Annotated in this window: 20 protein-coding genes; 19 read left to right on the top strand and 1 reads right to left on the bottom strand. The window is 67.0% G+C overall.

Features of this window, described 5'->3' with window-relative positions; translation table 11 throughout:
* Positions 1 to 400 precede the first annotated feature (400 nt).
* The 18 genes from AC3AP7_RS14275 (at position 401) to AC3AP7_RS14190 (ending at position 22,559) form a co-directional block, all read left to right on the top strand.
* Positions 401 to 4,426 carry a DUF3683 domain-containing protein gene (locus AC3AP7_RS14275; protein ID WP_475761889.1) on the top strand — a complete coding sequence of 1,342 codons (4,026 nt, stop codon included), beginning with the start codon at positions 401 to 403 and terminating at the stop codon, positions 4,424 to 4,426.
* A gap of 34 nt (positions 4,427 to 4,460) precedes the next feature.
* Positions 4,461 to 4,889 carry an HIT family protein gene (locus tag AC3AP7_RS14270; RefSeq protein WP_475761891.1) on the top strand — a complete coding sequence of 143 codons (429 nt, stop codon included), beginning with the start codon at positions 4,461 to 4,463 and terminating at the stop codon, positions 4,887 to 4,889.
* 7 nt (positions 4,890 to 4,896) lie between these two features.
* Positions 4,897 to 5,307 (top strand): gamma-butyrobetaine hydroxylase family protein, encoded by a 411-nt coding sequence (locus tag AC3AP7_RS14265; protein ID WP_475761893.1) that lies wholly within the window; start codon positions 4,897 to 4,899, stop codon positions 5,305 to 5,307.
* Between the two features lie 67 nt (positions 5,308 to 5,374).
* The gene (gene ubiE, locus AC3AP7_RS14260) at positions 5,375 to 6,106 is read left to right on the top strand and encodes a bifunctional demethylmenaquinone methyltransferase/2-methoxy-6-polyprenyl-1,4-benzoquinol methylase UbiE (RefSeq protein WP_475761895.1); all 732 of its coding nucleotides are present in this window, start codon (positions 5,375 to 5,377) and stop codon (positions 6,104 to 6,106) included.
* A 36-nt stretch (positions 6,107 to 6,142) separates the two neighbouring features.
* Positions 6,143 to 7,132, top strand: a complete 990-nt coding sequence (locus AC3AP7_RS14255) for a Tim44 domain-containing protein (RefSeq protein ID WP_475761897.1) — start codon at positions 6,143 to 6,145, stop codon at positions 7,130 to 7,132.
* A 127-nt stretch (positions 7,133 to 7,259) separates the two neighbouring features.
* Positions 7,260 to 7,904, top strand: coding sequence for a ubiquinone biosynthesis accessory factor UbiJ (locus tag AC3AP7_RS14250; RefSeq protein ID WP_475761899.1), 645 nt, complete (start codon positions 7,260 to 7,262; stop codon positions 7,902 to 7,904).
* A 15-nt stretch (positions 7,905 to 7,919) separates the two neighbouring features.
* Entirely contained in the window at positions 7,920 to 9,497 is a 1,578-nt protein-coding gene (gene ubiB / locus AC3AP7_RS14245) for a ubiquinone biosynthesis regulatory protein kinase UbiB (protein ID WP_475761901.1), read from the top strand.
* Positions 9,498 to 9,609: 112 nt separating this feature from the next.
* Positions 9,610 to 10,242: a class I SAM-dependent methyltransferase gene (locus tag AC3AP7_RS14240; RefSeq protein WP_475761903.1), complete on the top strand. Its 633-nt coding sequence runs from the start codon at positions 9,610 to 9,612 to the stop codon at positions 10,240 to 10,242.
* A gap of 137 nt (positions 10,243 to 10,379) precedes the next feature.
* Positions 10,380 to 10,754 carry an FmdB family zinc ribbon protein gene (locus tag AC3AP7_RS14235; protein WP_475761905.1) on the top strand — a complete coding sequence of 125 codons (375 nt, stop codon included), beginning with the start codon at positions 10,380 to 10,382 and terminating at the stop codon, positions 10,752 to 10,754.
* Between the two features lie 66 nt (positions 10,755 to 10,820).
* Entirely contained in the window at positions 10,821 to 11,474 is a 654-nt protein-coding gene (locus AC3AP7_RS14230) for a DUF502 domain-containing protein (protein ID WP_475761907.1), read from the top strand.
* A gap of 71 nt (positions 11,475 to 11,545) precedes the next feature.
* Positions 11,546 to 13,345, top strand: a complete 1,800-nt coding sequence (gene aspS, locus AC3AP7_RS14225; protein WP_475761909.1) for an aspartate--tRNA ligase — start codon at positions 11,546 to 11,548, stop codon at positions 13,343 to 13,345.
* A 167-nt stretch (positions 13,346 to 13,512) separates the two neighbouring features.
* Entirely contained in the window at positions 13,513 to 13,989 is a 477-nt protein-coding gene (gene nudB / locus AC3AP7_RS14220; RefSeq protein ID WP_475761911.1) for a dihydroneopterin triphosphate diphosphatase, read from the top strand.
* Positions 13,986 to 15,242 (top strand): cardiolipin synthase ClsB, encoded by a 1,257-nt coding sequence (gene clsB / locus AC3AP7_RS14215; RefSeq protein WP_475761913.1) that lies wholly within the window; start codon positions 13,986 to 13,988, stop codon positions 15,240 to 15,242. The genes nudB and clsB overlap by 4 nt, the downstream gene beginning before the upstream one ends.
* A 202-nt stretch (positions 15,243 to 15,444) precedes the next feature.
* Entirely contained in the window at positions 15,445 to 16,044 is a 600-nt protein-coding gene (locus AC3AP7_RS14210) for a TetR/AcrR family transcriptional regulator (RefSeq protein WP_475761915.1), read from the top strand.
* A gap of 97 nt (positions 16,045 to 16,141) precedes the next feature.
* Entirely contained in the window at positions 16,142 to 17,929 is a 1,788-nt protein-coding gene (locus tag AC3AP7_RS14205) for an acyl-CoA dehydrogenase C-terminal domain-containing protein (protein ID WP_475761917.1), read from the top strand.
* 103 nt (positions 17,930 to 18,032) lie between these two features.
* Complete coding sequence (locus AC3AP7_RS14200; RefSeq protein WP_475761919.1) at positions 18,033 to 20,468, top strand: 3-hydroxyacyl-CoA dehydrogenase/enoyl-CoA hydratase family protein; 2,436 nt, start codon at positions 18,033 to 18,035, stop codon at positions 20,466 to 20,468.
* A gap of 29 nt (positions 20,469 to 20,497) precedes the next feature.
* On the top strand, positions 20,498 to 21,697 hold the full coding sequence (locus tag AC3AP7_RS14195) for an acetyl-CoA C-acyltransferase (protein WP_475761921.1): 1,200 nt from the start codon (positions 20,498 to 20,500) through the stop codon (positions 21,695 to 21,697).
* A 91-nt stretch (positions 21,698 to 21,788) separates the two neighbouring features.
* The gene (locus AC3AP7_RS14190; RefSeq protein WP_475761923.1) at positions 21,789 to 22,559 is read left to right on the top strand and encodes an enoyl-CoA hydratase; all 771 of its coding nucleotides are present in this window, start codon (positions 21,789 to 21,791) and stop codon (positions 22,557 to 22,559) included.
* A gap of 22 nt (positions 22,560 to 22,581) precedes the next feature.
* Here the strand turns inward: AC3AP7_RS14190 and fdhD are convergent, their stop codons facing one another.
* On the bottom strand, positions 22,582 to 23,415 hold the full coding sequence (gene fdhD, locus AC3AP7_RS14185; protein WP_475761925.1) for a formate dehydrogenase accessory sulfurtransferase FdhD: 834 nt from the start codon (positions 23,413 to 23,415) through the stop codon (positions 22,582 to 22,584).
* A 129-nt stretch (positions 23,416 to 23,544) separates the two neighbouring features.
* Between fdhD and AC3AP7_RS14180 the strand changes: the two genes are divergently transcribed.
* On the top strand, positions 23,545 to 24,021 hold the full coding sequence (locus AC3AP7_RS14180; RefSeq protein ID WP_475761927.1) for a nitrate reductase associated protein: 477 nt from the start codon (positions 23,545 to 23,547) through the stop codon (positions 24,019 to 24,021).
* Positions 24,022 to 24,076: the final 55 nt, after the last annotated feature.

The raw sequence follows: 24,076 nt of genomic DNA, 5'->3' as shown, positions 1-24,076 counted from the left end.
GCCGGCCGACCATCCGGTCGGGCAATGGCGTGCCCGCGGCGCGCGCGCGGCCCGGCAGAAAGCCCCGTGCACGGGGGCTGGCGGGCCGCCGCACGCGTCAACGCGCGGGCGGATGATGCGGTAGAATCCGGTTTTGGAACAAGGATCGGAAGATGCACTGGCAGCCTCGGATCGCCCATTTGATGCCCGCCCCGCGAGAATCGCGTCCCGCGGCGCAGCGGCACGTCCGCCACGCACGATCGTGTAGCGGCCTCTGAGCGCCGCGAAGCGCCCGGCGTGTGTGGCCCGCCGGCGAGGGCTTCGCCTCACCAGAAAATTTCCAGAATTGCGCCCCACGCGCACCGTCGGCCGACCCGCTTTCGAACACGCGGGTCGGGCCGAGCTACCGAGTCGTCCAACCATGAACGCACCTCAAGTATTCGATCCGCACGGCGCGGCCGCCGCGGTGGCTGCCGACCCCGAAACCCGCCTGCGCGAAATCCCGTACAACTACACGTCGTTTTCCGATCGCGAGATCGTCATCCGTCTGCTCGGCGGCGAGGCCTGGGAGGCGCTCGCCGAATTGCGCGCCGAACGGCGCACCGGCCGCTCGGCGCGGATGCTGTACGAGGTGCTGGGCGACATCTGGGTGGTGCGCCGCAACCCGTATCTGCAGGACGACCTGCTCGACAACCCGAAACGCCGCGCGATGCTGATCGAGGCGCTGCATCACCGGCTGTCGGAAATCGAAAAGCGCCGCCGCGCCGATCTGCGCGAGCACGGCGACGACGCGGGCGTCGAGCGCGCCGCGCGGGTCGAGACGCTGGTGCTCGCCGCGCGCCGCGCGGTCGACGCGTTCGCGAGCGAGTTCGACCAGACGGCCGAGCTGCGCCGCCGCGCGACGAAGGAGCTCGGGCGCGTCACGCAGAAAGACAACATCAAGTTCGACGGGCTGTCGCGGGTCGCGCACGTGACCGATGCGACCGACTGGCGCGTCGAATATCCGTTCGTCGTGCTGACGCCGGACAGCGAGGCCGAGATCGCGCCGATGGTGAAGGCCTGCTTCGAACTGGGGCTGACCGTCATTCCGCGCGGCGGCGGCACCGGCTATACGGGCGGCGCGGTGCCGCTCACGCCGTTTTCCGCGGTCATCAACACCGAGAAGCTCGAACAGCTGGGCGCGGTCGAGCAGACCGAACTGCCGGGCCTGCCGCACAAGGTCGCGACGATCTTCTCGGGCGCGGGCGTCGTCACGCGCCGCGTGACCGAGGCGGCCGAGCAGGCCGGCTACGTGTTCGCGGTCGACCCGACGTCGCTCGACGCGTCGTGCATCGGCGGCAACATCGCGATGAACGCGGGCGGCAAGAAGGCCGTGCTGTGGGGCACCGCGCTCGACAATCTGGCGTGGTGGCGCATGGTCGACCCGGAGGGCAACTGGCTCGAAGTCACCCGGCTCGATCACAACATGGGCAAGATCCATGACGTCGAGGTCGCGCGCTTCGAGCTGAAGTGGTTCGACGGCGCGCATGCGCCGGGCGAGAAGCTGCTGCGCAGCGAGTCGCTTGCGATCCGCGGCAGCGTGTTCCGTAAGGAAGGGCTCGGCAAGGACGTCACGGACAAGTTTCTCGCCGGGTTGCCCGGCGTGCAGAAGGAAGGCTGCGACGGCCTCATCACGTCGGCGCGCTGGGTGCTGCACAAGATGCCGGCGCACACGCGCACCGTGTGCCTCGAATTCTTCGGTCAGGCGCGCGACGCGATTCCGAGCATCGTCGAGATCAAGAACTATCTGTTCGAGACGGCGAAGCGGGGCGGCGCGATTCTCGCCGGCCTCGAGCATCTCGACGAGCGTTACCTGCGCGCGGTCGGCTATGCGACCAAGAGCAAGCGCAACGCGTTTCCGAAGATGGTGCTGATCGGCGACATCGTCGGCGACGATGCGGACGCGGTCGCGCACGCGACCTCCGAAGTGGTGCGCATGGCGAACGGCAAGAGCGGCGAAGGGTTCGTCGCGCTCAACGCCGAGGCGCGCAAGCGCTTCTGGCTCGACCGCAGCCGGACCGCGGCGATCGCGAAGCACACCAACGCGTTCAAGATCAACGAAGACGTCGTGATCCCGCTGAACCGGATGGGCGAGTACACCGACGGAATCGAGCGCATTAACATCGAGCTGTCGATCAAGAACAAGCTGCAGCTCGTCGACGCGCTGGAGGCGTTCTTCCGGTCCGGCAAGCTGCCGCTCGGCAAGAGCGACGACGCGAGCGAGATTCCGAGCGCCGAGCTGCTCGAAGACCGCGTGCAGCATGCGCTCGACCTGCTGAAAGCGGTGCGCGAGCGCTGGACGTTTTTGCGCGACCGGCTCGACATGTCGCTGCGCGAGGCGCAGCACTATCTGGTGCAGCTCGGCTACGCGGGGCTGGCGGAGAAGTTCGCGGACCGGGTGGACGGCCAGCCCGGCGCGACCGTGTTCGACGTCGCGCAGGACCGCACCGTGCGCGTGTCGTGGAAGCAGGAGATCCGCGCGGAGCTGCGGCAGATCTTCAACGGCGGCGCGTTCAAGCCGATTCTCGACGAGGCGCAGGCGATCCACAAGAAGGTGCTGCGCGGGCGCGTGTTCGTCGCGCTGCACATGCACGCCGGCGACGGCAACGTGCACACGAACATCCCGGTCAACTCCGACAACTACGAGATGCTGCAGGATGCGCACACCGCGGTCGCGCGCATCATGAAGCTCGCGCGCTCGCTCGACGGCGTAATCTCCGGCGAGCACGGCATCGGCATCACGAAGCTCGAATTCCTCACGGACGACGAGATCGGCGAGTTTCGCGCCTACAAGCAGCGCGTCGACCCGCACGGGCGCTTCAACGCGGGCAAGCTGCTCGCGGGCGCGGACCTGCGCAACGCGTACACGCCGAGCTTCGGGCTGATGGGCTACGAGTCGCTGATCATGCAGCAGTCCGACATCGGCGCGATCTCCGAGTCGATCAAGGACTGTCTGCGCTGCGGCAAGTGCAAGCCGGTCTGCGCAACCCACGTGCCGCGCGCGAACCTGCTGTACAGCCCGCGCAACAAGATTCTCGCGACGTCGCTGCTGGTCGAGGCGTTCCTGTACGAGGAACAGACGCGCCGCGGCGTATCGATCAAGCACTGGGACGAATTCAACGACGTCGCCGATCACTGCACCGTGTGCCACAAGTGCGCGACGCCGTGCCCGGTGAAGATCGACTTCGGCGACGTGACGATGAACATGCGCAACCTGCTGCGCAAGATGGGCAAGAAGAAGTTCAACGCGGGCAACGCGGCGGGCATGTTCTTCCTGAACGCGACCAATCCGCAGACCATCAACCTTGCGCGCTCCGCGATGATGGGCGTCGGCTACAAGGCGCAGCGCCTCGGCAACGACCTGCTGAAGAAGTTCACGAAGAAGCAGACGGCCCATCCGCCGGCCACGGTCGGCCGGCCGCCGGTGGTCGAGCAGGTGATCCACTTCGTCAACAAGAAGATGCCGGGCAACCTGCCGAAGAAAACGGCGCGCGCGCTGCTCGACATCGAGGACAACAAGATCGTGCCGATCATCCGCAATCCGAAAACGACCACGGTCGACTCTGAGGCGGTGTTCTATTTCCCCGGCTGCGGCTCGGAGCGCCTGTTTTCGCAGGTGGGCCTCGCGACCCAGGCGATGCTGTGGGAAGCCGGCGTGCAGACGGTGCTGCCGCCCGGCTACCTGTGCTGCGGCTATCCGCAGCGCGGCTCGGGCCAGTACGACAAGGCCGAGAAGATCGTCACGGACAACCGCGTGCTGTTCCACCGGGTCGCCAACACGCTGAACTATCTGGACATCAAGACGGTGGTGGTGTCCTGCGGCACCTGCTACGACCAGCTTGCCGGCTACGAATTCGACAAGATCTTCCCGGGTTGCCGGATCATCGACATTCACGAGTTCCTGCTCGAAAAGGGCATGAAGCTCGACGGCGTGAACGGCGTGCGCTACATGTATCACGACCCGTGCCACACGCCGATCAAGACGGTGGACCCGGTGAAGCTCGTCAACCAGCTGATGGGCGCGGAGCACGACGGCTACCGGATCGAGAAGAACGACCGCTGCTGCGGCGAGTCGGGCACGCTCGCGGTCACGCGGCCGGACGTGTCGACCCAGGTGCGGTTCCGCAAGGAAGAGGAAATCCGCAAAGGGGCGGCGAAGCTGCGCGCGATTCCGGTGGTCGGTGACGCCGGCGCACCGGCGGGCGCCGCGCCGGCGGGCGCCGCCGACGTGAAGATCCTCACGAGCTGCCCGTCCTGCCTGCAGGGCCTGTCGCGCTACAACGAGGATGCGGGTATCGAGGCGGATTACATCGTCGTCGAGATGGCGCGCCACGTGCTCGGCGAGAACTGGCTCACGGATTACGTGCAGCGCGCGAATCATGGCGGAATCGAGCGCGTGCTGGTTTAATGACAGCGCTGACCTTTTCCGGGCGGGGATGACGATGGACTGCGTATTTTGCCGCGAGGATGGCGGCGCGGTACTGTGGCAGGACGACACGCTGCGCGTCGTCCTCGCCGACGAACACGATTACCCGGGCCTGTGCCGGGTGATCTGGGGTGCCCACGTCGCCGAGTTTTCGGATCTCGACGACGCCCAGCGGGATCGGGTGATGCGCGTCGTCAACGCGGTGGAACGCGCGATCCGGCGCGTGCTGCAGCCGGTCAAGGTCAATCTCGCGAGCCTCGGCAACCAGGTGCCGCACGTGCACTGGCACGTGATTCCGCGCTTCTCGAACGACCCCCATTTTCCGCTGCCGATCTGGGCGCCGCGTCAGCGCACCGTATCCGAGGCGCTGCTGTCGTCGCGGCGCGCGCAGGCCACGCTGCTGCGCGACGCGGTGCGGCACGAAATCGATCAAGCTCTAGCCTGAGGTCATCATGAGCGGACTGACTCACGGCACGCCGGTGCCGACCGGTGTCATCGTGCATGCGCAGTCGCGCGTGCTGGAACTGCAATACGGGAGCGGTGCGTCGTACCGCGTCCCGTTCGAACTGCTGCGCGTCTATTCGCCTTCGGCGGAGGTGCGCGGCCACGGGCCGGGCGAGGAGACGCTGCAGACCGGCAAGCGCGACGTGACGATCACCGCGCTCGAAGGCGTCGGCAACTACGCGCTGCAGCCGACCTTCTCGGACGGCCACAACACGGGCCTGTACTCGTGGGACCTGCTGTACGACCTCGCGACCCGCCAGGACGAACTGTGGCGCGCATACCTCGACAAACTGGCGGCGGCCGGCGTCGACCGCGACGCGCCGATGCCGGCCGGCGCTGCGCACGGCCATTGTCACTGATACGATCGGCTCCGGGCCGCGCGGATGCGGCGCATCCATCCCCAGAATACGCGAGAGGACGAACGCGATGAGCAAAACCCACTTCGGCTTCCAGTCAGTCGACGAACAGGACAAGGCACAGAAGGTGGCGGGCGTGTTTCACTCCGTCGCCGCGAACTACGACCTGATGAACGACCTGATGTCGGGCGGTATGCACCGGGCGTGGAAGATGTTCACGATCGCGCAGGCGAACGTGCGCCCCGGCTTCCGGGTGCTGGATATCGCCGCGGGCACCGGCGATCTGACGAAGGCGTTCGCGCGCCGGGCGGGGCCGTCCGGCGAGGTGTGGCACACCGACATCAACGAGTCGATGTTGCGCGTGGGCCGCGACCGGTTGCTCGACAACGGGGTCATCACGCCGTCCCTGCTGTGCGACGCGGAGAAAATCCCGTTTCCGGACAATTACTTCGACGTCGTCACCGTGGCCTTCGGGTTGCGCAACATGACCCACAAGGATGTCGCGCTGACCGAGATGCGCCGCGTGCTGAAGCCGGGCGGCCGGCTGCTGGTGCTGGAGTTCTCAAAAGTGTGGGATCCGCTCAAGAAGGCATACGACGTCTATTCATTCCGCGTCTTGCCCTGGCTCGGCAAGCGCTTTGCGGACGATCCCGAGAGCTACCGGTACCTGGCCGAATCCATCCGGATGCATCCGGACCAGGAAACTTTGAAAACAATGATGGAACAAGTGGGCCTCGACGGCGTCAAATATTACAATTTGTCAGCTGGCGTCGTTGCACTTCATGTGGGGACGAAGTATTAGGTTCCCTTCACCATCGTTTTCAAAGGAAATTCTGCTATGTTCGGTCAAAGCTTGTTATATTCTCGTAAGATTCGAGCGGCGTGGGCGAGAAGAATCGGACTGGCAGCCATGGTCGGCCTCGTGAGCGTGGCGACGCTCGGCGCGCTCGACGCAGAGGCGCGCCGTCTCGGCGGCAGCCGCAGCGTCGGCCGTCAGCAATCCACGCTCACGCAGCGTCAGACTCCGCCCGCCCAGCCGTCTCAGGCCACGCAGGCGCAACGCGCGCAGGCCGCGCCTGCGCCCGCTCCGGCGGCCGCCGCCACGCCGAACCGCTCGCGCTGGCTCGGGCCGATCGCCGGTCTCGCGGCCGGTCTCGGTATTGCCGCGCTGCTGTCGCACTTCGGGCTGGGCGGCGCGTTTGCCGGTGCGATGGCGAACGCAATCGTCATCGCGCTCATCGCCTTTGCCGCGATCTGGCTGATCCGCCGCTTCGTCGGCCGCCGCCGCGAGACGGCGACGCCCGCATATGCGGCAGGCGTGCCCGGTCTCGGCGGCGTGGGCATGCCGCGCGCATCGGAGGTCGAGGCGCCGGCGGCCGCCGCGCCGTACGCGAGCACCGGCTTCGAGCGTGATGTGCCGGCCGCGGCGCCGGCCGTGCCGGCAGGCTTCGATACCGACGCATTCCTGCGCAGCGCGAAGGTGTACTTCGTGCGCCTGCAGGCCGCGTGGGACGCCGGCAACATGGAGGACATCCGTGAATTCACGACGCCGGAAATGTTTGCCGAGATCAGGCTCGATCTCGACGCGCGCGGCGCGCAGCCGAACGTGACCGACGTGGTGCAACTGGACGCCGAATTGCTCGGCATCGAGGATCGCGGCAGCGAGTCGCTCGCGAGCGTGCGTTTCTCGGGCCTGATCCGCGAGACGGCGGGGGCCGCGGCCGAGCCGTTCGTCGAAATCTGGAATCTGTCGAAGGCGGCGCAGCGCAACGAAGGCTGGCTGCTGGCCGGCATCCAGCAGCCCGGCACCACGCCGACGGTGCATTGACCGCGCACGGCCCGTCGCGCATCGCCGTCTGGCTGAGGCAGACGGCCGTCGAACCGGCGTGGCCCGACGTTACAATAGGAACCCGCGCGGGCACCTCGCCCGCGCGGGTTTTTTCCTGTCACCTTCAATGACCCTCGTCGCCAAGCCCTTCGCTGCCGCTGTCAATCATCTGCTCGCCCGTGAAACCTGGGCCCGCGAGCGTCTTGCCCCGTATGCCGGAAAGACCGCGAGGCTCGCGTGCCCGCCGGTGGTCCTCACACTGGTGGTGCAGCCGGACGGCTACATCGGCGCGCTTGGCGAGACCGACGCGCGGCAATGCGACGTCAGCGTGTCGGTGCCGTCCGATGCGTTGCCGGCGTTTGTCCAGGGCGGCCAGGCGGCCGTGATGAAGCACGTGCGGATCGAGGGCGACGCGGAGTTCGCCACCGCGATCGCGAAGCTCGCCGAGCACTTGCGCTGGGAGCCCGAGGAAGACCTCGCGCGGCTGATCGGCGACGCGCCGGCATGGCGGGTCGCCACGACGGTGCGCTCGGCAGGCGAGCATGCGCGGCGCAGCGGGCGCAACCTGCTCGGCGCGGTCGTCGAGTACCTGCTCGACGAGAATCCGCAGCTGGTGCGCCGCGCCGCACTCGACGACTTCAACGCGGAACTGGCCCGGGTGCGCGACACGCTCGCGCGCGTCGAAAAGCGTCTGGAGCGTGTCGAACAGAAGGTCGTGGCCCGTGGCGCCGGTGCGCCGGGTAGCGCCGCCCCATCGCGCGGCATGCGCTAGTCACCGGGCTCCACCATGCGTCTGCTGCGTTTTCTGAAGATTTCCTACACGGTCATCCGCTTCGGCCTCGACGAGATGATGCTCGCGCGCGTCAGGGACCGCCGGGTGCGGCTGCTGTTGCGCATCACCACGATCGGCCGCAAGTTCGATCAGCCGCCCGGCGTGCGGCTGCGGCTCGCGCTCGAAAGTCTGGGGCCGATCTTCGTCAAGTTCGGCCAGGTGCTGTCCACGCGGCGCGACCTGCTGCCGGTCGATATCGCGAACGAACTCGCGAAGCTGCAGGACCAGGTGCCGCCGTTTTCGTCGGAGGTGGCGATCGGGCTAGTCGAGAAGTCGCTGGGCGCGCCGGTCGACGTGCTGTTCGACGACTTCGACCGGGTGCCGGTCGCGAGCGCGTCGATCGCGCAGGTGCACTTCGCGAAGGTGAAGGCCGGCCAGCACGCGGGCAAGGCGGTCGCGGTCAAGGTGTTGCGCCCGAACATGCTGCCGGTCATCGACTCCGACCTTGCGCTGCTGCGCGACATCGCGGTCTGGGCCGAGCGCCTGTGGGCGGACGGCAAGCGCCTGAAGCCGCGCGAGGTGGTGGCCGAGTTCGACAAATATCTGCACGACGAGCTCGATCTGATGCGCGAGGCGGCCAACGGCAGCCAGTTGCGGCGCAATTTCGCCGGTCTCGGCCTGCTGCTCGTGCCGGAGATGTACTGGGAGTTCTGCACGCCGACGGTGCTCGTGATGGAGCGGATGGTCGGGGTGCCGATCAGCCAGGTGGAAACGCTGCGCGCGGCCGGCGTGGACATTCCGAAGCTGGCGCGCGAAGGTGTCGAGATTTTCTTCACGCAGGTGTTTCGCGACGGTTTCTTCCACGCGGACATGCATCCGGGCAATATCCAGGTGAGCCTCGATCCGGCCACGTTCGGCCGCTATATCGCACTGGATTTCGGCATCATCGGGGCGCTGTCGGACTTCGACAAGAACTACCTCGCGCAGAATTTTCTGGCGTTCTTCAAGCGCGACTACCATCGTGTCGCGAGCCTGCATCTGGAGTCCGGCTGGGTGCCGCCGAATACCCGCGTCGAGGAACTCGAAAGCGCCATCCGCGCGGTCTGCGAGCCGTATTTCGATCGGGCGCTGAAAGACATCTCCCTTGGCCAGGTGCTGATGCGGCTCTTTTCGACGTCGAGGCGCTTCAATGTCGAGATCCAGCCGCAACTCGTGCTGCTGCAGAAGACCATGCTGAACGTCGAAGGGCTCGGCCGCTCGCTCGACCCGGAACTCGATCTGTGGAAAACCGCCAAGCCGTATCTGGAGCGCTGGATGAACGAGCAGATCGGCCTGCGCGGCTGGTACGACCGGCTGAAGATCGAGGCGCCGCAATGGAGCAAGACGCTGCCGCAGCTGCCGAGGCTGCTCCATCTGGCGCTCGCGCAGCATCAGGACGGGCCGCGCGGCCAGAACGACGACGCGATCCGGCAGATCCTGATCGAGCAGCGGCGGACCAACCGGCTGCTGCAAGGGCTGCTGCTGTTCGGTATTGCAGTGGGCGTCGGCGCAGTGGCCGCCCGCGCCTGGCTGGCGGTGGCTTACGGCGGTTGACGGTGCAAGGCGCGCCGCAACGCGCGAGGGTTGCCGTGGCGCGGCCGCGCCCCGTCCCCATGACTTCGCTTGCCGGCGCGCCGATCCGCCGCGAGCCTGCGGGAGGTGTTTCATGAGCGATCCGACCCAGCCGCCGGTTCCCGTTTTCAGCACCCGTGACCCTGATTCCCCGACCTTCTGGGACGAGCGCTTCGAACGCGGTTTCACGCCCTGGGATCAGGCGGGCGTGCCGGCCGGCTTTCAGCGCTTTGCCGCGCGCCACCCCGACGCCGCCGTGCTGGTTCCGGGCTGCGGCAACGCGTGGGAAGCACTCTGGCTCGCGCGCGAGGGGCGTCGCGTGCAGGCGCTCGATTTCTCCCCGGCAGCCGTGGCGGCCGCGCGCGTGCAGTTGGGACAGTACGAGGCGGTGGTCGAGCTGGCCGATTTCTTCACGTGGCAGCCGGCCGGCGCGCCCGGCTGGATCTACGAACGCGCCTTCCTGTGCGCCTTGCCGCTGGCCCGCCGGGGCGATTACGCGCAGCGCATGGCGGACCTGTTGCCGCCCGGCGCGCTGCTCGCCGGCTACTTTTTTCTGGGCGCGACGCCGAAGGGGCCGCCGTTCGGGATTGACCGCCCGGTGCTCGACGCGCTGCTCGGCCCGGCCTTCGAACTGATCGAGGACGAGCCGGTCGGCGACTCGCTGCCGGTGTTCGAGGGCCGCGAGCGCTGGCTGACGTGGCGCCGCCGCGGCAGGCAGGCGGCTTGATTTTCGCGGACGAGCCCCCAGTTTCCGCTGCGGGCGTCCGCGCAGGCCGCGCCCGCCGAAAATCCGGACGCGGGATTGTTTGCGGCTATAATTCAAGGCTTTGCAAGCGTTTATCAGATTAATGCAGGGAAGGAATCATGCCGATTTACGCCTATCGCTGCGAGTCATGCGGCTTCGGTAAAGACGTGCTTCAGAAGATGAGCGACGCGCCACTGACCGATTGCCCCGAATGCGGAAAGAGCACATTCCGCAAGCAGGTCACGGCAGCCGGATTCCAGTTGAAGGGCTCCGGCTGGTACGTCACCGATTTCCGTGGCGGGAGTAGTGGCGCAAGCGCCAAGGGGAGCGACGGTGCGGCCAGTCCGGCCCAAACCGCCGACGACAAGGGCGTAGCGGCCGCGACGAAAAGCGACGGCGGCGGTACGGCGGCAACGGGCGACAGCAGCGCGGGCGGCGCGTCGGGCGCAGCGGCCGCACCGGCACCCGCGGCCGCGTCGCCCACCAGCAGCTAGCGCGCGGCCGCTGCGCGGCTGCGTCATCGGGCCCGGCAATGTCGGGCAGGCTCTCTGGCGATACACATGACGACGAAAAAAACGACGCTCAAATCGGTGTTTCTGACGGGCCTGCTCGTGCTGGTGCCGCTTGCCATCACGCTCTGGGTGCTTGGCCTGATCATCGGCACGATGGATCAGACGCTGCTGCTGCTGCCCGCGGCCTGGCAGCCCGAGCGGCTGCTCGGCTACCGTTTGCCGGGGCTCGGGGCGGTGCTGACACTCGCGTTCGTGTTCGTCGTCGGGCTGTTGACGCAGAACTTCGTCGGGCAGAAGCTCGTGCAGTGGTGGGAGTTGCTGGTCGGCCGCATCCCGGTGGTCGGGCCGATCTACACCAGCGTCAAGCAGGTGTCCGACACGCTGCTTTCGAGCAGCGGCAACGCGTTCCGCAAGGCGCTGCTGATCGAGTATCCGCGCCGCGGTTCCTATACGATCGCGTTTCTGACCGGCATTCCGGGGGGCGACGTGGTCAACCATCTGAAGGAAGACCATGTCAGCGTGTATGTGCCGACCACGCCGAATCCGACATCCGGCTTCTTCCTGATGGTGCCGAAGAGCGAAGTGGTCGAGCTCGACATGACCGTCGACGCCGCGCTCAAGTACATCGTCTCGATGGGCGTCGTGGCGCCGTCCGTGCCGGCTGCGCCCGTGCGGCGCACCACCATCGAGCCGCCGCTGTAATGCCGGCGCAGGCTGTCCCGGTAACGGGGACGGCGCGCCGTTCAACTCATGCATAACGAAAGACCAACATCATGTCGATGCGATCTGAATACTGCGGTCTGGTGACCGAACATCTGCTGGGCCAAACGGTGTCGCTGTGCGGCTGGGTGAGCCGCCGCCGCGATCATGGCGGCGTTATCTTCATCGATCTGCGCGATCGCGAGGGCCTCGTTCAGGTCGTCTGCGACCCGGATCGCGCGGAGATGTTCCGCACCGCCGAGGGCGTGCGCAACGAGTTCTGCGTGCAGGTCAAGGGCATCGTGCGCAACCGTCCGGAAGGCACGCTCAACGCCGGGCTGAAGAGCGGCAAGATCGAGGTGCTGTGCCACGAGCTGACGGTGCTGAACGCGTCGATCACGCCGCCGTTCCAGCTCGACGACGACAACCTGTCCGAAACCACCCGCCTCACGCACCGCGTGCTCGACCTGCGCCGCCCGCAGATGCAGCACAACCTGCGGCTGCGCTACCGCGTCGCGATGGAGGTGCGCAAGTATCTCGACTCGCAGGGCTTCATCGACATCGAAACGCCGATGCTCACGAAGAGCACGCCCGAAGGCGCGCGCGACTACCTCGTGCCGTCGCGCGTGAACGCGGGCCAGTTCTTTGCGCTGCCGCAGTCGCCGCAACTCTTCAAGCAGCTGCTGATGGTCGCGAACTTCGACCGCTACTACCAGATCGTCAAGTGCTTCCGCGACGAAGATCTGCGCGCGGATCGCCAGCCGGAGTTCACGCAGATCGACTGCGAAACGTCGTTCCTGTCCGAGCAGGAAATCCGCGATCTGTTCGAAGCAATGATCCGTCATGTGTTCAATGTGACGATCGGCGTCGAACTGGACGCGCCGTTCCCGGTGATGGAATACGCGGAAGCGATGCGCCGCTTCGGCTCCGACAAGCCCGACCTGCGCGTGAAGCTCGAATTCACCGAACTCACGGACGCGGTCAGGGACGTCGACTTCAAGGTGTTCAGCGCGCCGGCCAACACGAAAGACGGCCGGGTGGCGGCGTTGCGCGTGCCGAAGGGCGGCGATCTGTCGCGCGGCGATATCGACAGCTACACGGAGTTCGTGCGCATCTACGGCGCGAAGGGCCTCGCGTGGATCAAGGTCAACGAGGTCGCGAAGGGCCGCGACGGGCTGCAGAGCCCGATCGTGAAGAACCTGCACGACGAGGCGATCAAGGCGATCGTCGAGCGCACCGGCGCGCAGGACGGCGACATCATCTTCTTCGCGGCGGATCGCGCGAAGGTCGTGAACGACAGCCTCGGCGCGCTGCGGCTGAAGATCGGCCATTCGGAGTTCGGCAAGGCGAACGGCCTCGTCGAAAGCGGCTGGAAGCCGCTGTGGGTGGTCGATTTCCCGATGTTCGAATACGACGAGGAAGAAAACCGCTACGTGGCCGCGCATCACCCGTTCACGAGCCCGAAGGACGAGCACCTCGAGTATCTGGAAACGGACCCGGGCCGCTGCCTCGCGAAGGCGTACGACATGGTGCTCAACGGCTGGGAAATCGGCGGCGGCTCGGTGCGTATCCATCGCGAGGAAGTGCAGAGCAAGGTGTTCCGCGCGCTGAAGATCGGTGCGGAAGAAGCGCGCGCGAAGTTCGGCTTCCTGCTCGACGCGCTGCAATACGGCGCGCCGCCGCACGGCGGCATCGCGTTTGGCCTCGACCGCATCATCACGATGATGGCCGGCGCCGACTCGATCCGCGACGTGATCGCCTTCCCGAAGACGCAGCGTGCGCAGTGCCTGCTCACGCAAGCGCCGAGCGAAGTGGACGAGCGCCAGTTGCGCGAGCTGCATATCCGCCTGCGCCAGCCCGAACCGAAGGCGTAACGGCACACGGGCGCTGCCGGCTGTGCCGGCGGCGCTGTGCGACACAGCAAAGGCGCGCCATGCGCCTTTTTCGTTTTTTGCGTTACAGTCGCAGCAGTATCGCGCGCCGCGCGCAGGCGAACGCTGGCTGCCACGACCGCACACGCTTTGCGTCAAGTCCGACCGCTATGTCGAAATCGCCGAAAATTCCCGAATCCGTTCTTGTCGTCATTCATACGCCGGCGCTGGAGGTGCTGATCATCGAGCGCGCCGACCGCGCAGGGTTCTGGCAATCGGTGACGGGCTCGAAAGACACGCTCGACGAGCCACTCGAACAGACCGCGAGGCGCGAAGTCGCGGAGGAAACCGGGATCGCGATCGGCACCGCCGGGCTGCCGCGCGATGCGTTGTTCGACTGGCGCTATCAGATCGAGTACGAGATCTATCCGGTGTGGCGGCATCGCTACGCGCCCGGCGTCACGCGCAACACGGAGCACTGGTTCAGCCTGCAGGTGCCGCAGCGCTGCGACGTGACGCTCGCGCCGCGCGAACACACCGCGTGGTTGTGGCTGCCGCACGAAGAAGCCGCGGCGCGCTGCTTCTCGTCGTCGAATGCCGACGCGATCCTGCAGTTGCCGCAGCGCCTGAAAGGGCGCATCCGGTGACGGTGCGTGACGCGCGCGCACTGGCGCGACTCCGTCACACGCTGTTCGGCCGGCGTTACTGGTCGCGTTTGCACTTCACTGCCGGCAACCAGGTCCGGCTGCTGAGTACCGGCGAAGCGTACTTTGCGTCGCTGGTCGCGCGCATCGACACGGCCGAGCGCGACGTCATGCTCGAAACCTACATCTTCTGCGACGACAGCGCCGGCCAGGCGGTGAGCGCCGCGCTGCTGCGCGCGGCCGCCCGCGGGGTGCGCGTGCGCGTGGTCACCGACGGCATCGGCACCGCGCGCCTGCCGCTCTTCAACGACTGGCCGCAGCGCGGCGTCGAGCATCTGATCTACAACCCGCATCTGTTGGGCCGCTTCGGCCTTTCGCGTACGCATCGCAAGCTCGCGGTCGTCGACGAGCGCTATGCATGGTGCGGCGGCATCAACATCGTCGACGACTACCTGAACGGCGGCACCGCACTGCCGCTGCCGCGCTGGGACTTCGCGGTCGAACTGCAGGGGCCCGTGGTCGCGCAGGTGCGCGACGCATTCGAGACACAGTGGCACCGGATCCGCTTCGGCTATCGGCCGGGGGGGCCGCGTCCGCCGGCTGTCGGGCGCGGCGTGCGCAGCGTGCGCGGATTCCGCCGCAGCCGCCAGCGGCGCGGCACCGACCTGCGCGCCGCCGGCGAGCCGGCTGTGGCGTTCGTCGCGCGCGACAATCTGATCAACCGTCGGGCGATCGAGAAGTCGTACCTGACGGCGATCGGCCAGGCGCGTCACGAAGTGCTGCTCGCCAATCCGTATTTCATGCCGGGGCGCAAGCTGAGGCGCGCGCTCGTGCTGGCCGCGCGGCGCGGCATCGACGTGCGGCTCGTGATCGGGCGCAAGGAGTTCGCCGCGCTCGACTATGCGGTGCCATTCCTGTACCGTGCGCTGCTGCGCGCCGGCGTGAAGATCGCCGAATACGAGAAGACGATGCTGCACGGCAAGGTCGCGGTGGTCGATTCGAACTGGGCCACCGTCGGCTCGTCGAACCTCGACGCGCTCAGCCTGATGCTGAACAAGGAGGCCAATGTCGTGCTCGTGCAGGATCCGCAGATCGGCGCGCTGCGCGATGCGATCCTCGACGCGTTCGGGGAGTCGCGCGGGATCGACCTCGCGCGCTACGAGGCGCGTCCGGCCGGCGAGCGCCTGCTCAACTGGCTCGCCTACACGGTCTATCGCGCGGTGATGAAGGTCATCACCGTCGGCGACTACGACTAGCGCCCGCACGACGCGCCCGCCGCGGCCGGCAAGCGATCGCGGATTCTAAAAAATTCTCCTCGTCCGCGAGGCGGATGCCGCAAAATCGGTGTACCGGTTAGAAACCGGTTTCTAATAAAGTCCTTGTTTCGCGGACGGCGGCACTCAATAATAGTACGGCCGTTCGATTTTATTTCGGTCACAGAAGAACGGTAAAACTGCTATGCGAAAAGGCGAACAAACCCGAGCCGCGATTCTCGACGCGGCGCTCGATCTGGCCAGCCGCGACGGACTCGAAGGTCTGACGATTGGCTTGCTGGCCGAGCGCATGCAGATGAGCAAGAGCGGCGTGTTTGCGCACTTCGGATCGCGCGAGGACTTGCAGGTCGAGGTGGTGCGCGAGTACCACCGGCGTTTCGAAGACGAGGTGTTTTTCCCAAGCCTGCGCGAGCCGCGCGGCTTGCCTCGTCTGCGGGCCATGCTGTCGCGCTGGATCGAGCGGCGCATTCAGGAAGTCACGACGGGATGCATCTACATCAGCGGGGCGGTCGAATACGACGACCGGGCCGACAGCGCGGTGCGCGAACAGCTGGTGGCGAGCGTCACGATGTGGCGTGCCGCGCTCACGCGCGCCATTTCGCAGGCGGTGCACGAAGGGCATCTGCGCGCGGACACCCATCCGCAGCTGATGCTGTTCGAACTGTATAGCTTCACGCTCGGTCTGCATCACGACGCGCGCTTTCTGCATCTGCCCGATGCCGTGCCGCTGACGTGGGCCGCGCTGGAAAAACTGATCGTTTCGTATCAAAGCGAGCGCTGCTAGCGGCACCGGCGGATCCGGCGGATCCCACGGCGCTGAACCGGTCCCGACGGCGGACCGGCGCTGACGGCCTCGCGTCTGTCAAACCTGGGAGAAAGTCATGGGACAGTACGCCGCGCCGTTGCGCGACATGCAATTCGTGCTGCACGAACTGCTGAATGTCGAAGCCGAACTGAAGCAGATGCCGAAGCACGCGGACCTCGACGCCGATACGATCAACGCGGTGCTCGAAGAAGCCGGCAAGTTCTGCGCCGAAGTGCTGTTCCCGCTCAACCATAGCGGCGATCAGGAAGGCTGCACGTACGCGGGCGACGGCGTCGTCACGACGCCGCACGGTTTCAGGGATGCCTATAGCCAGTACGTCGAGGCCGGTTGGCCCGCGCTCGGCTGCGATCCCGAATACGGCGGCCAGGGCCTGCCCGCGTTCGTCAACAACGCGCTGTACGAAATGCTGAACTCGGCGAACCAGGCCTGGACGATGTATCCGGGCCTCTCGCACGGCGCATACGAATGCCTGCACGCGCACGGCACGCCCGAGTTGCAGCAGCGCTATCTGCCGAAGCTTGTCTCCGGCACGTGGACCGGCACGATGTGCCTGACCGAGCCGCATTGCGGCACCGACCTCGGCATCCTGCGCACGAAGGCCGAGCCGAACAGCGACGGCTCGTACGCGCTGAGCGGCACCAAGATCTTCATTTCGAGCGGCGAGCACGATCTGGCCGAGAACATCGTCCACCTCGTGCTTGCGCGTCTGCCCGATGCGCCGAAAGGCACCAAGGGCATTTCGCTCTTCATCGTGCCGAAGTTCATCCCGACCGCGGCGGGCGAGCCGGGCGAGCGCAACGGCATCAGGTGCGGCTCGATCGAGCACAAGATGGGCATCCACGCGAACGCCACCTGCGTGATGAATCTCGACAACGCGCAGGGCTGGCTCGTCGGCGAGCCGAACAAAGGCCTGAACGCGATGTTCGTGATGATGAACGCGGCGCGTCTGGGCGTCGGCATGCAGAGCCTCGGCCTCACAGAAGTGGCGTACCAGAACTCGCTCGCGTATGCGAAGGACCGTCTGCAGATGCGCTCGCTGAGCGGTCCGAAGGCGCCGGAGAAGGCCGCCGATCCGATCATCGTGCATCCGGACGTGCGCCGCATGCTGCTCACGCAAAAAGCCTACGCGGAAGGCGCGCGCGCGTTTTCCTACTGGGCCGCGCTGCATATCGACAAGGAGCTGTCGCATGCGGACGAAGCGGTGCGTGAGGAAGCCGCCGACCTCGTCGCGCTGCTCACGCCGATCCTGAAGGCGTTCCTCTCGGACAACGCGTTCGAAGGCACCAATCACGCGATGCAGATTTTCGGCGGGCACGGCTTCATTGCCGAGTGGGGCATGGAGCAGTACGTGCGCGATGCGCGCATCAACATGATCTACGAAGGCACGAACGGCATCCAGTCGCTCGACCTGCTCGGCCGCAAGGTGCTCGGCGACATGGGCGCGAAGATGAAAAAGTTCGGCAAGCTGATTGCCGAATTCGTCGAAGCCGAAGGCGTCAAGCCGGAGATGCAGGAATTCGTCAACCCGCTCGCCGACATCGGCGAGAAGATGCAAAAGCTGACGATGGAAATCGGCATGAAGGCGATGCAGAACCCCGACGAAGTGGGCGCCGCCGCCGTGCCGTATCTGCGCACCTGCGGCCATCTGGTGTTCGCGTATTTCTGGGCACGCATGGCGCGCGTCGCGCTCGACAAGGAAGCGTCCGGCGACCCGTTCTACAAGTCGAAGCTCGCGACCGCGCGCTTCTACTTCGCGAAGCTGCTGCCGGAAACGGCGATGACGATCCGCCAGGCGCGCGCGGGCGCGAAGCCGCTGATGGACGTCGAAGAGGCGTTGTTCTGACGCCCCACGAGGGCGGGCGCCGCCCGGCGCCCGCGCCAGCCCTGCCGCGCGAGAGCGGGCCACGCCGCTTCGCGCAACCGCATATCTTCCCCGGAGGAACGACGTGAGCAATCTGATCATTCGCAAGGTAGCCGTGCTCGGCGCCGGCGTGATGGGCGCGCAGATCGCCGCGCACCTGATCAACGCCAGGGTGCCGGTCCTTCTGTTCGATCTGCCGGCCAAGGAAGGCCCGAAGAACGCGATCGCACTGAAGGCGATCGAGAACCTGAAGAAGCTGTCGCCGGCGCCGTTCGGCGTGAAGGACGACGCGCAATACATCCAGCCCGCGAACTACGACGACGACATCGCGAAGCTCGCCGAGTGCGACCTCGTGATCGAGGCGATCGCCGAACGCATGGACTGGAAGCACGACCTGTACAGGAAAGTGTCGCCGCATCTCGCGCCGGACGCGATCTTCGCGACCAACACGTCGGGCCTGTCGATTACCGCGCTCTCGCAGGGGTTCGCCGACGACCTGAAGGCGCGCTTTTGCGGCGTGCACTTCTTCAATCCGCCGCGCTACATGCATCTGGTCGAGCTGATTCCGACCGTCGATACCCAGCCGGCCATTCTCGACCAGCTCGAAACCTTCCTGACCAGCGTGGTCGGCAAGGGCGTCGTGCGTGCGAAGGACACGCCGAACTTCATCGCGAACCGGGTGGGGATTTTTTCGATCCTCGCAGTGATCGCGGAAGCCGCGAAGTTCGGTCTGCGGTTTGACGAAGTGGACGACCTGACGGGCAGCCGTCTCGGCCGCGCGAAGTCGGCCACGTTCCGCACCGCTGACGTGGTCGGGCTCGACACGATGGCGCACGTGATCCGCACGATGCAGGACAACCTCGCGGACGATCCGTTTTTCCCGGTCTACGAAACGCCGCCCGTGCTTGCCGCGCTGGTGCAGAAGGGCGCGCTCGGCCAGAAAAGCGGCGCGGGGTTCTACCGCAAGGAAGGCAAGGCCATTCGCGTGCTCGATCCGGCGAGCGGCGAGTACGTCGAAGGCGGCGCGAAGGCGGACGAGCTGGTCGCGCGCATCCTGAAGCGCCCGCCCGCCGAACGGCTGAAGCTGCTGCGCGAGGCGCAGCATCCGCAGGCGCAGTTCCTGTGGTCGATTTTCCGCGACGTATTCCATTACATCGGCGTGCATCTGGAGTCGATCGCCGACAACGCGCGCGACGTCGATCTCGCGATCCGCTGGGGCTTCGGCTGGAACGAAGGGCCGTTCGAAGGCTGGCAGACCGCGGGCTGGAAGCAGGTCGCCGAGTGGGTGCAGGAGGACATCGCCGCAGGCAAGGCGCTGTCGAATGCGCCGCTGCCCGCATGGGTGCTCGAAGGGCCGGTCGCCGAGAAAGGCGGTGTGCATACGGGCGAGGGCTCGTGGTCGCCGGCCGCGCGCGCGTTCGTGCCGCGCTCCTCGCTCGACGTGTACCGCCGCCAGGTGTTTCGCGCGCCGCTCGCCGGTGAATCGGGCGCGGATCCCAGGACGAGCGGCAAGACGCTGTTCGAAACCGACGCGGTGCGCGCGTGGGTCGACGACCGCGCCGGCGAGGACGACGTGCTGATCGTGTCGTTCAAGAGCAAGATGAACACGATCGGACCGTCGGTGATCGACGGCCTCGTGCAGGCCATCGAACTCGCGGAGCGCGACTATCGCGGTCTCGTGATCTGGCAGCCGACCTCGCTGAAGCTCGGTGCGCCGGGCGGCCCGTTCTCGGCCGGCGCGAATCTCGAAGAGGCGATGCCCGCTTTCATGATGGGCGGCGCGAAGGGCATCGAGCCGTTCGTGAAGAAATTCCAGCACGGCATGCTGCGCGTGAAGTATGCGAACGTGCCGGTGGTCTCGGCCGTCTCGGGCATCGCGCTCGGCGGCGGCTGCGAACTGCTGCTGCACAGCGCGAAGCGCGTCGCGCACGTCGAGAGCTACATCGGCCTCGTCGAGGTCGGCGTCGGCCTCGTGCCGGCCGGCGGCGGCCTGAAGGAAGCGGCGCTGCGCGCGGCCGACGCGGCCGCGCAGGTCGGCGCGACGAACGATCTGCTGAAGTTCGTGCAGAAGTCGTTCGAGAACGCGGCGATGGCGAAAGTCTCGACGTCCGCATTCGATGCGCGCGCAATGGGTTATCTGAAGCCGTCCGATCCGATCGTCTTCAACGTGTTCGAGCTGCTCGACGTCGCGAAGAAGGAAGCGCGCGCGCTGTCGGCCACGGGCTACCGTGCGCCGCTGCGGGCCGCCCAGGTGCCGGTGGCGGGGCGCTCGGCGATCGCGACGATCAAGGCGTCGCTCGTCAACATGCGCGACGGCCGCTTCATCAGCGAGCACGATTTCCTGATCGCGAGCCGCATCGCCGAGGCGGTGTGCGGCGGCGACGTCGAAGCGGGCAGCCTCGTCGACGAGGCATGGCTGCTGCAACTCGAACGTCGTGCGTTCGTCGAGCTGCTCGGCACGCAGAAGACGCAGGAACGGATCATGGGCATGCTGCAAACCGGCAAGCCGGTGCGCAACTGACGCCCGACGCGCGGACAAAGGAGCTTTTCATGGCAAAGCAATTGCAAGACGCATATATCGTCGCCGCGAGCCGCACGCCGATCGGCAAGGCGCCGCGCGGCATGTTCCGCAATACGCGCCCGGACGAACTGCTGGTGCACGCGATCCGCTCGGCGGTCGCGCAGGCGCCGGGGCTGGATACGGCGCTGATCGAGGATGCGATCGTCGGCTGTGCGATTCCGGAGGCGGAGCAGGGGCTGAACGTCGCCCGCATCGGCGCGCTGCTCGCGGGCCTGCCGAACACGGTCGGCGGCGTGACCGTCAACCGCTTCTGCGCATCGGGCCTGACGGCGCTCGCAATGGCGGCGGACCGCATCCGCGTCGGCGAAGCGGACGCGATGATCGCGGGCGGCTGCGAGTCGATGAGCATGGTGCCGATGATGGGCAACAAGCCGTCGATGTCGCCGCACATCTTCGATCGCAGCGAGGACGTCGGCATCGCGTACGGGATGGGGCTGACCGCCGAGCAGGTCGCGCAGCGCTGGAAGGTGAGCCGCGACGCGCAGGACGCGTTCTCGGTCGAATCGCACCGCCGTGCGCTCGCCGCGCAGCAGGCCGGCGAATTCGCCGACGAAATCGCCGCATACACGATCACCGAGCGTTTTCCGGATCTCGCGACCGGCGAAGTGCGGGTGAACAGCCGCGAAGTGACGCTCGACGAAGGGCCGCGCGCGGACACCTCGGCCGAAGGCCTCGCGAAGCTGCGTCCGGTGTTCGCGAACAAGGGCTCGGTCACGGCGGGCAACAGCTCGCAGACCTCGGACGGCGCGGGCGCGCTGATCGTCGTGTCGGAGAAGGTGCTCAAGCAGTGCAACCTGACGCCGCTCGCGCGTTTTGTCAGCTTCGCGGTGCGCGGCGTGCCGCCGGAGATCATGGGCATCGGGCCGAAGGAGGCGATTCCGGCGGCGCTGAAGGCGGCCGGCCTCAGGCAGGACGATCTGGACTGGATCGAGCTGAACGAGGCGTTTGCCGCGCAGTCGCTCGCGGTGATCCAGGATCTCGGCCTCGATCCGGCGAAGGTGAACCCGCTCGGCGGCGCGATCGCGCTGGGCCATCCGCTCGGCGCGACCGGCGCGATCCGCGCGGCGACCGTCGTGCACGGGCTGCGCCGCCGCAACTACCGCTACGGGATGGTGACGATGTGCGTCGGCACCGGCATGGGTGCGGCCGGCATCATCGAGCGTCTGTGAGCGCGTGATACGCGGTTTGCGGTAGACCGCTTCGAACGGTTCGCGGGCCCGCCGGCCGGCGAACCGTTTTTCCATTCAGCAGCACGAGGAGATGACGATGGACATTCTGGTCGAGCGCGCCGAAGGGGTGCTGACGATCGCCTTCAACCGGGCGGAGAAGAAGAACGCGATCACCGCGGCGATGTACCAGACGATGGCCGATGCGCTGAGCGCCGCGCGCGAGGAGCGCGCGGTGCGCGCGATCCTGATCCGCGGCAGCGCCGGCATCTTCAGCGCCGGCAACGATCTCGAAGACTTCATGAAAGCGCCGCCGATGGGCGAGCACGCGCCGGTGTTCCAGTTCCTGCGCGCGATCAGCACGGCCGACAAGCCGGTGGTCGCGGCGGTTGCGGGCGCGGCGGTCGGGATCGGCACCACGCTGCTGCTGCACTGCGACCTCGTGTATGCGGCCGATACGGCGACGTTCTCGCTGCCGTTCACGCAACTGGGGCTGTGCCCGGAAGCGGCGTCGAGCCTGCTGCTGCCGCGGGTCGCGGGCTATCAGGCGGCGGCCGAGAAGCTGCTGCTCGGCGAGGCGTTCGATGCCCGCGAGGCGCAGCGCATGGGCTTCGTGAACCGGCTGCTGCCGGCGGCCGAGGTCGACGCGTTTGCATTCGCGCAGGCGGCGAAGCTCGCCGCGCTGCCGGCGTCGTCGCTGAGGGTGACGAAAACGCTGATGAAGCGCGCGAGCCAGCACGAACTGCACGCGCAGATGACCGACGAAGCGGTGCACTTCGGCAAGATGCTGCTCGCGCCGGAAGCACGCGAGGCGTTTCAGGCGTTCTTCGAGAAGCGCAAGCCGGATTTCCGGCCGTTCGACTGAGCGGCCTTTGCCGCGCGCGCGGCTATCCGGCCGCCGTCACCGTATCGTAGTCGACGTAGCCCGCTTCCCGGCAGAAGCTGACGAGCCGCACTCCGGCTTCGCGCGCGATCGCGATGGCGAGCGACGAGGGCGCCGAAATCGTCGCCAGCATCGGCACGCCGACGCGCGCGGCCTTGCGCACCAGCTCGTAGCTCGCGCGGCTCGACAGGAACACGAAGCCGTCGCGGCAGTCGGCGCGATCGAGCACCAGCTGGCCAATCAGCTTGTCGAGCGCATTGTGGCGGCCTACGTCCTCGAACGCGAGCCGGATCGCGCCCGCCGCGTCGCACCAGGCCGCCGCGTGCAGCCCGCCGGTCAGCCGCGTGAGCGCCTGGTGCGCGGGCAGCGCGCGCGCCGCCTGCGCGATCGCGTCGGGCGCGAGCCGCGCGAGAAAGCCGGTATCCGGCACACGCTCCGGCTTCAGGTCCAGCAGATCGATGCTTTCGATGCCGCACACGCCGCAGCCGGTTCGTCCGGCGAGCGCGCGGCGCTTTTCCTTGAGCGCGACGAACGCCTGCTGCACGACCTGCAGCTGCACCTGCGCATGCGGCAGCGGACCGTCGTACAGCTCGACTTCGATGTCCTGGATGTCGCTGCCGCGCTCGACGATGCCCTCCGAAATCGCGAATCCGACCGCGAAGGCCTCCAGGTCGCGCGGCGTGCACATCATCACCGCGTGCGATATGCCGTTGAACACGAGCGCGACCGGCCATTCCTGGCCGACGTGATCGGCGACGGTCTCGACCGCGCCGTCGCGGTGCCGGTGCACCTGCAGCGCGATGGCGCCCGGCTGCGCGGTGGTTTCGGATGCGTTCAAACCCGCTTCTCCTCTGACGAAAGACTTGCCCGCACGCCGCATGCGGTTGAGCCGCTTGCGACGCCAATAAGGTTCTAAAATACCTCAAGCCGACCTTACACGTTGCCTGCTGCGCACGAGGACACTGCCATGGGACTCCACGAAGCACCGATACTGTTCGATTTCGAAGTCGTATCCTCGGAGAACCTGACCTATATCCCGATGTCCGTGCGCTTTAACCTCGACCGCTTCGGGCTGCGCATCTCGCTCGCGCAATGGCAGTTGCTGCCGCTCGAAGACCGCAAGCTGCTCGCGCGTTTTCCGGTCGAGGAAGACGTCGAAATCGAGCCGAATTTCGATCATGCGCTGTTCGAAATGCTGCGCACCCACGCCAATGTCGAACCCGACTGGTTCACCCCCGACGAAGCGCCCGCGTGGCGCAGCAGCGAGGCGGTGCCGGACGGCGTCGTGCGTCAGGCGCATCTCGCGCAGCTCGCGGTGCCGACGACCGAGCAGTGGGCGCATCTCGCACCGTTCCGGCGGTACGTGCTGGCCAAGCTGTCGCGCAAGCCCGAGGGCAATCACGACTTCGTCCCGGCCATGCGGGAGTTCGGCCTCGCCCGCTGACCCGCGGTTTTTTTTACGGCCGAACCCTCAAGTCCGGCCGGCCGCCGCCGTTATC

The sequence above is a fragment of the Paraburkholderia sp. PAMB 6770 genome (assembly GCF_057748135.1).
Note: the sequence above shows the minus strand (reverse complement) of the source record. Positions and strands in the feature narration are given on the sequence as shown.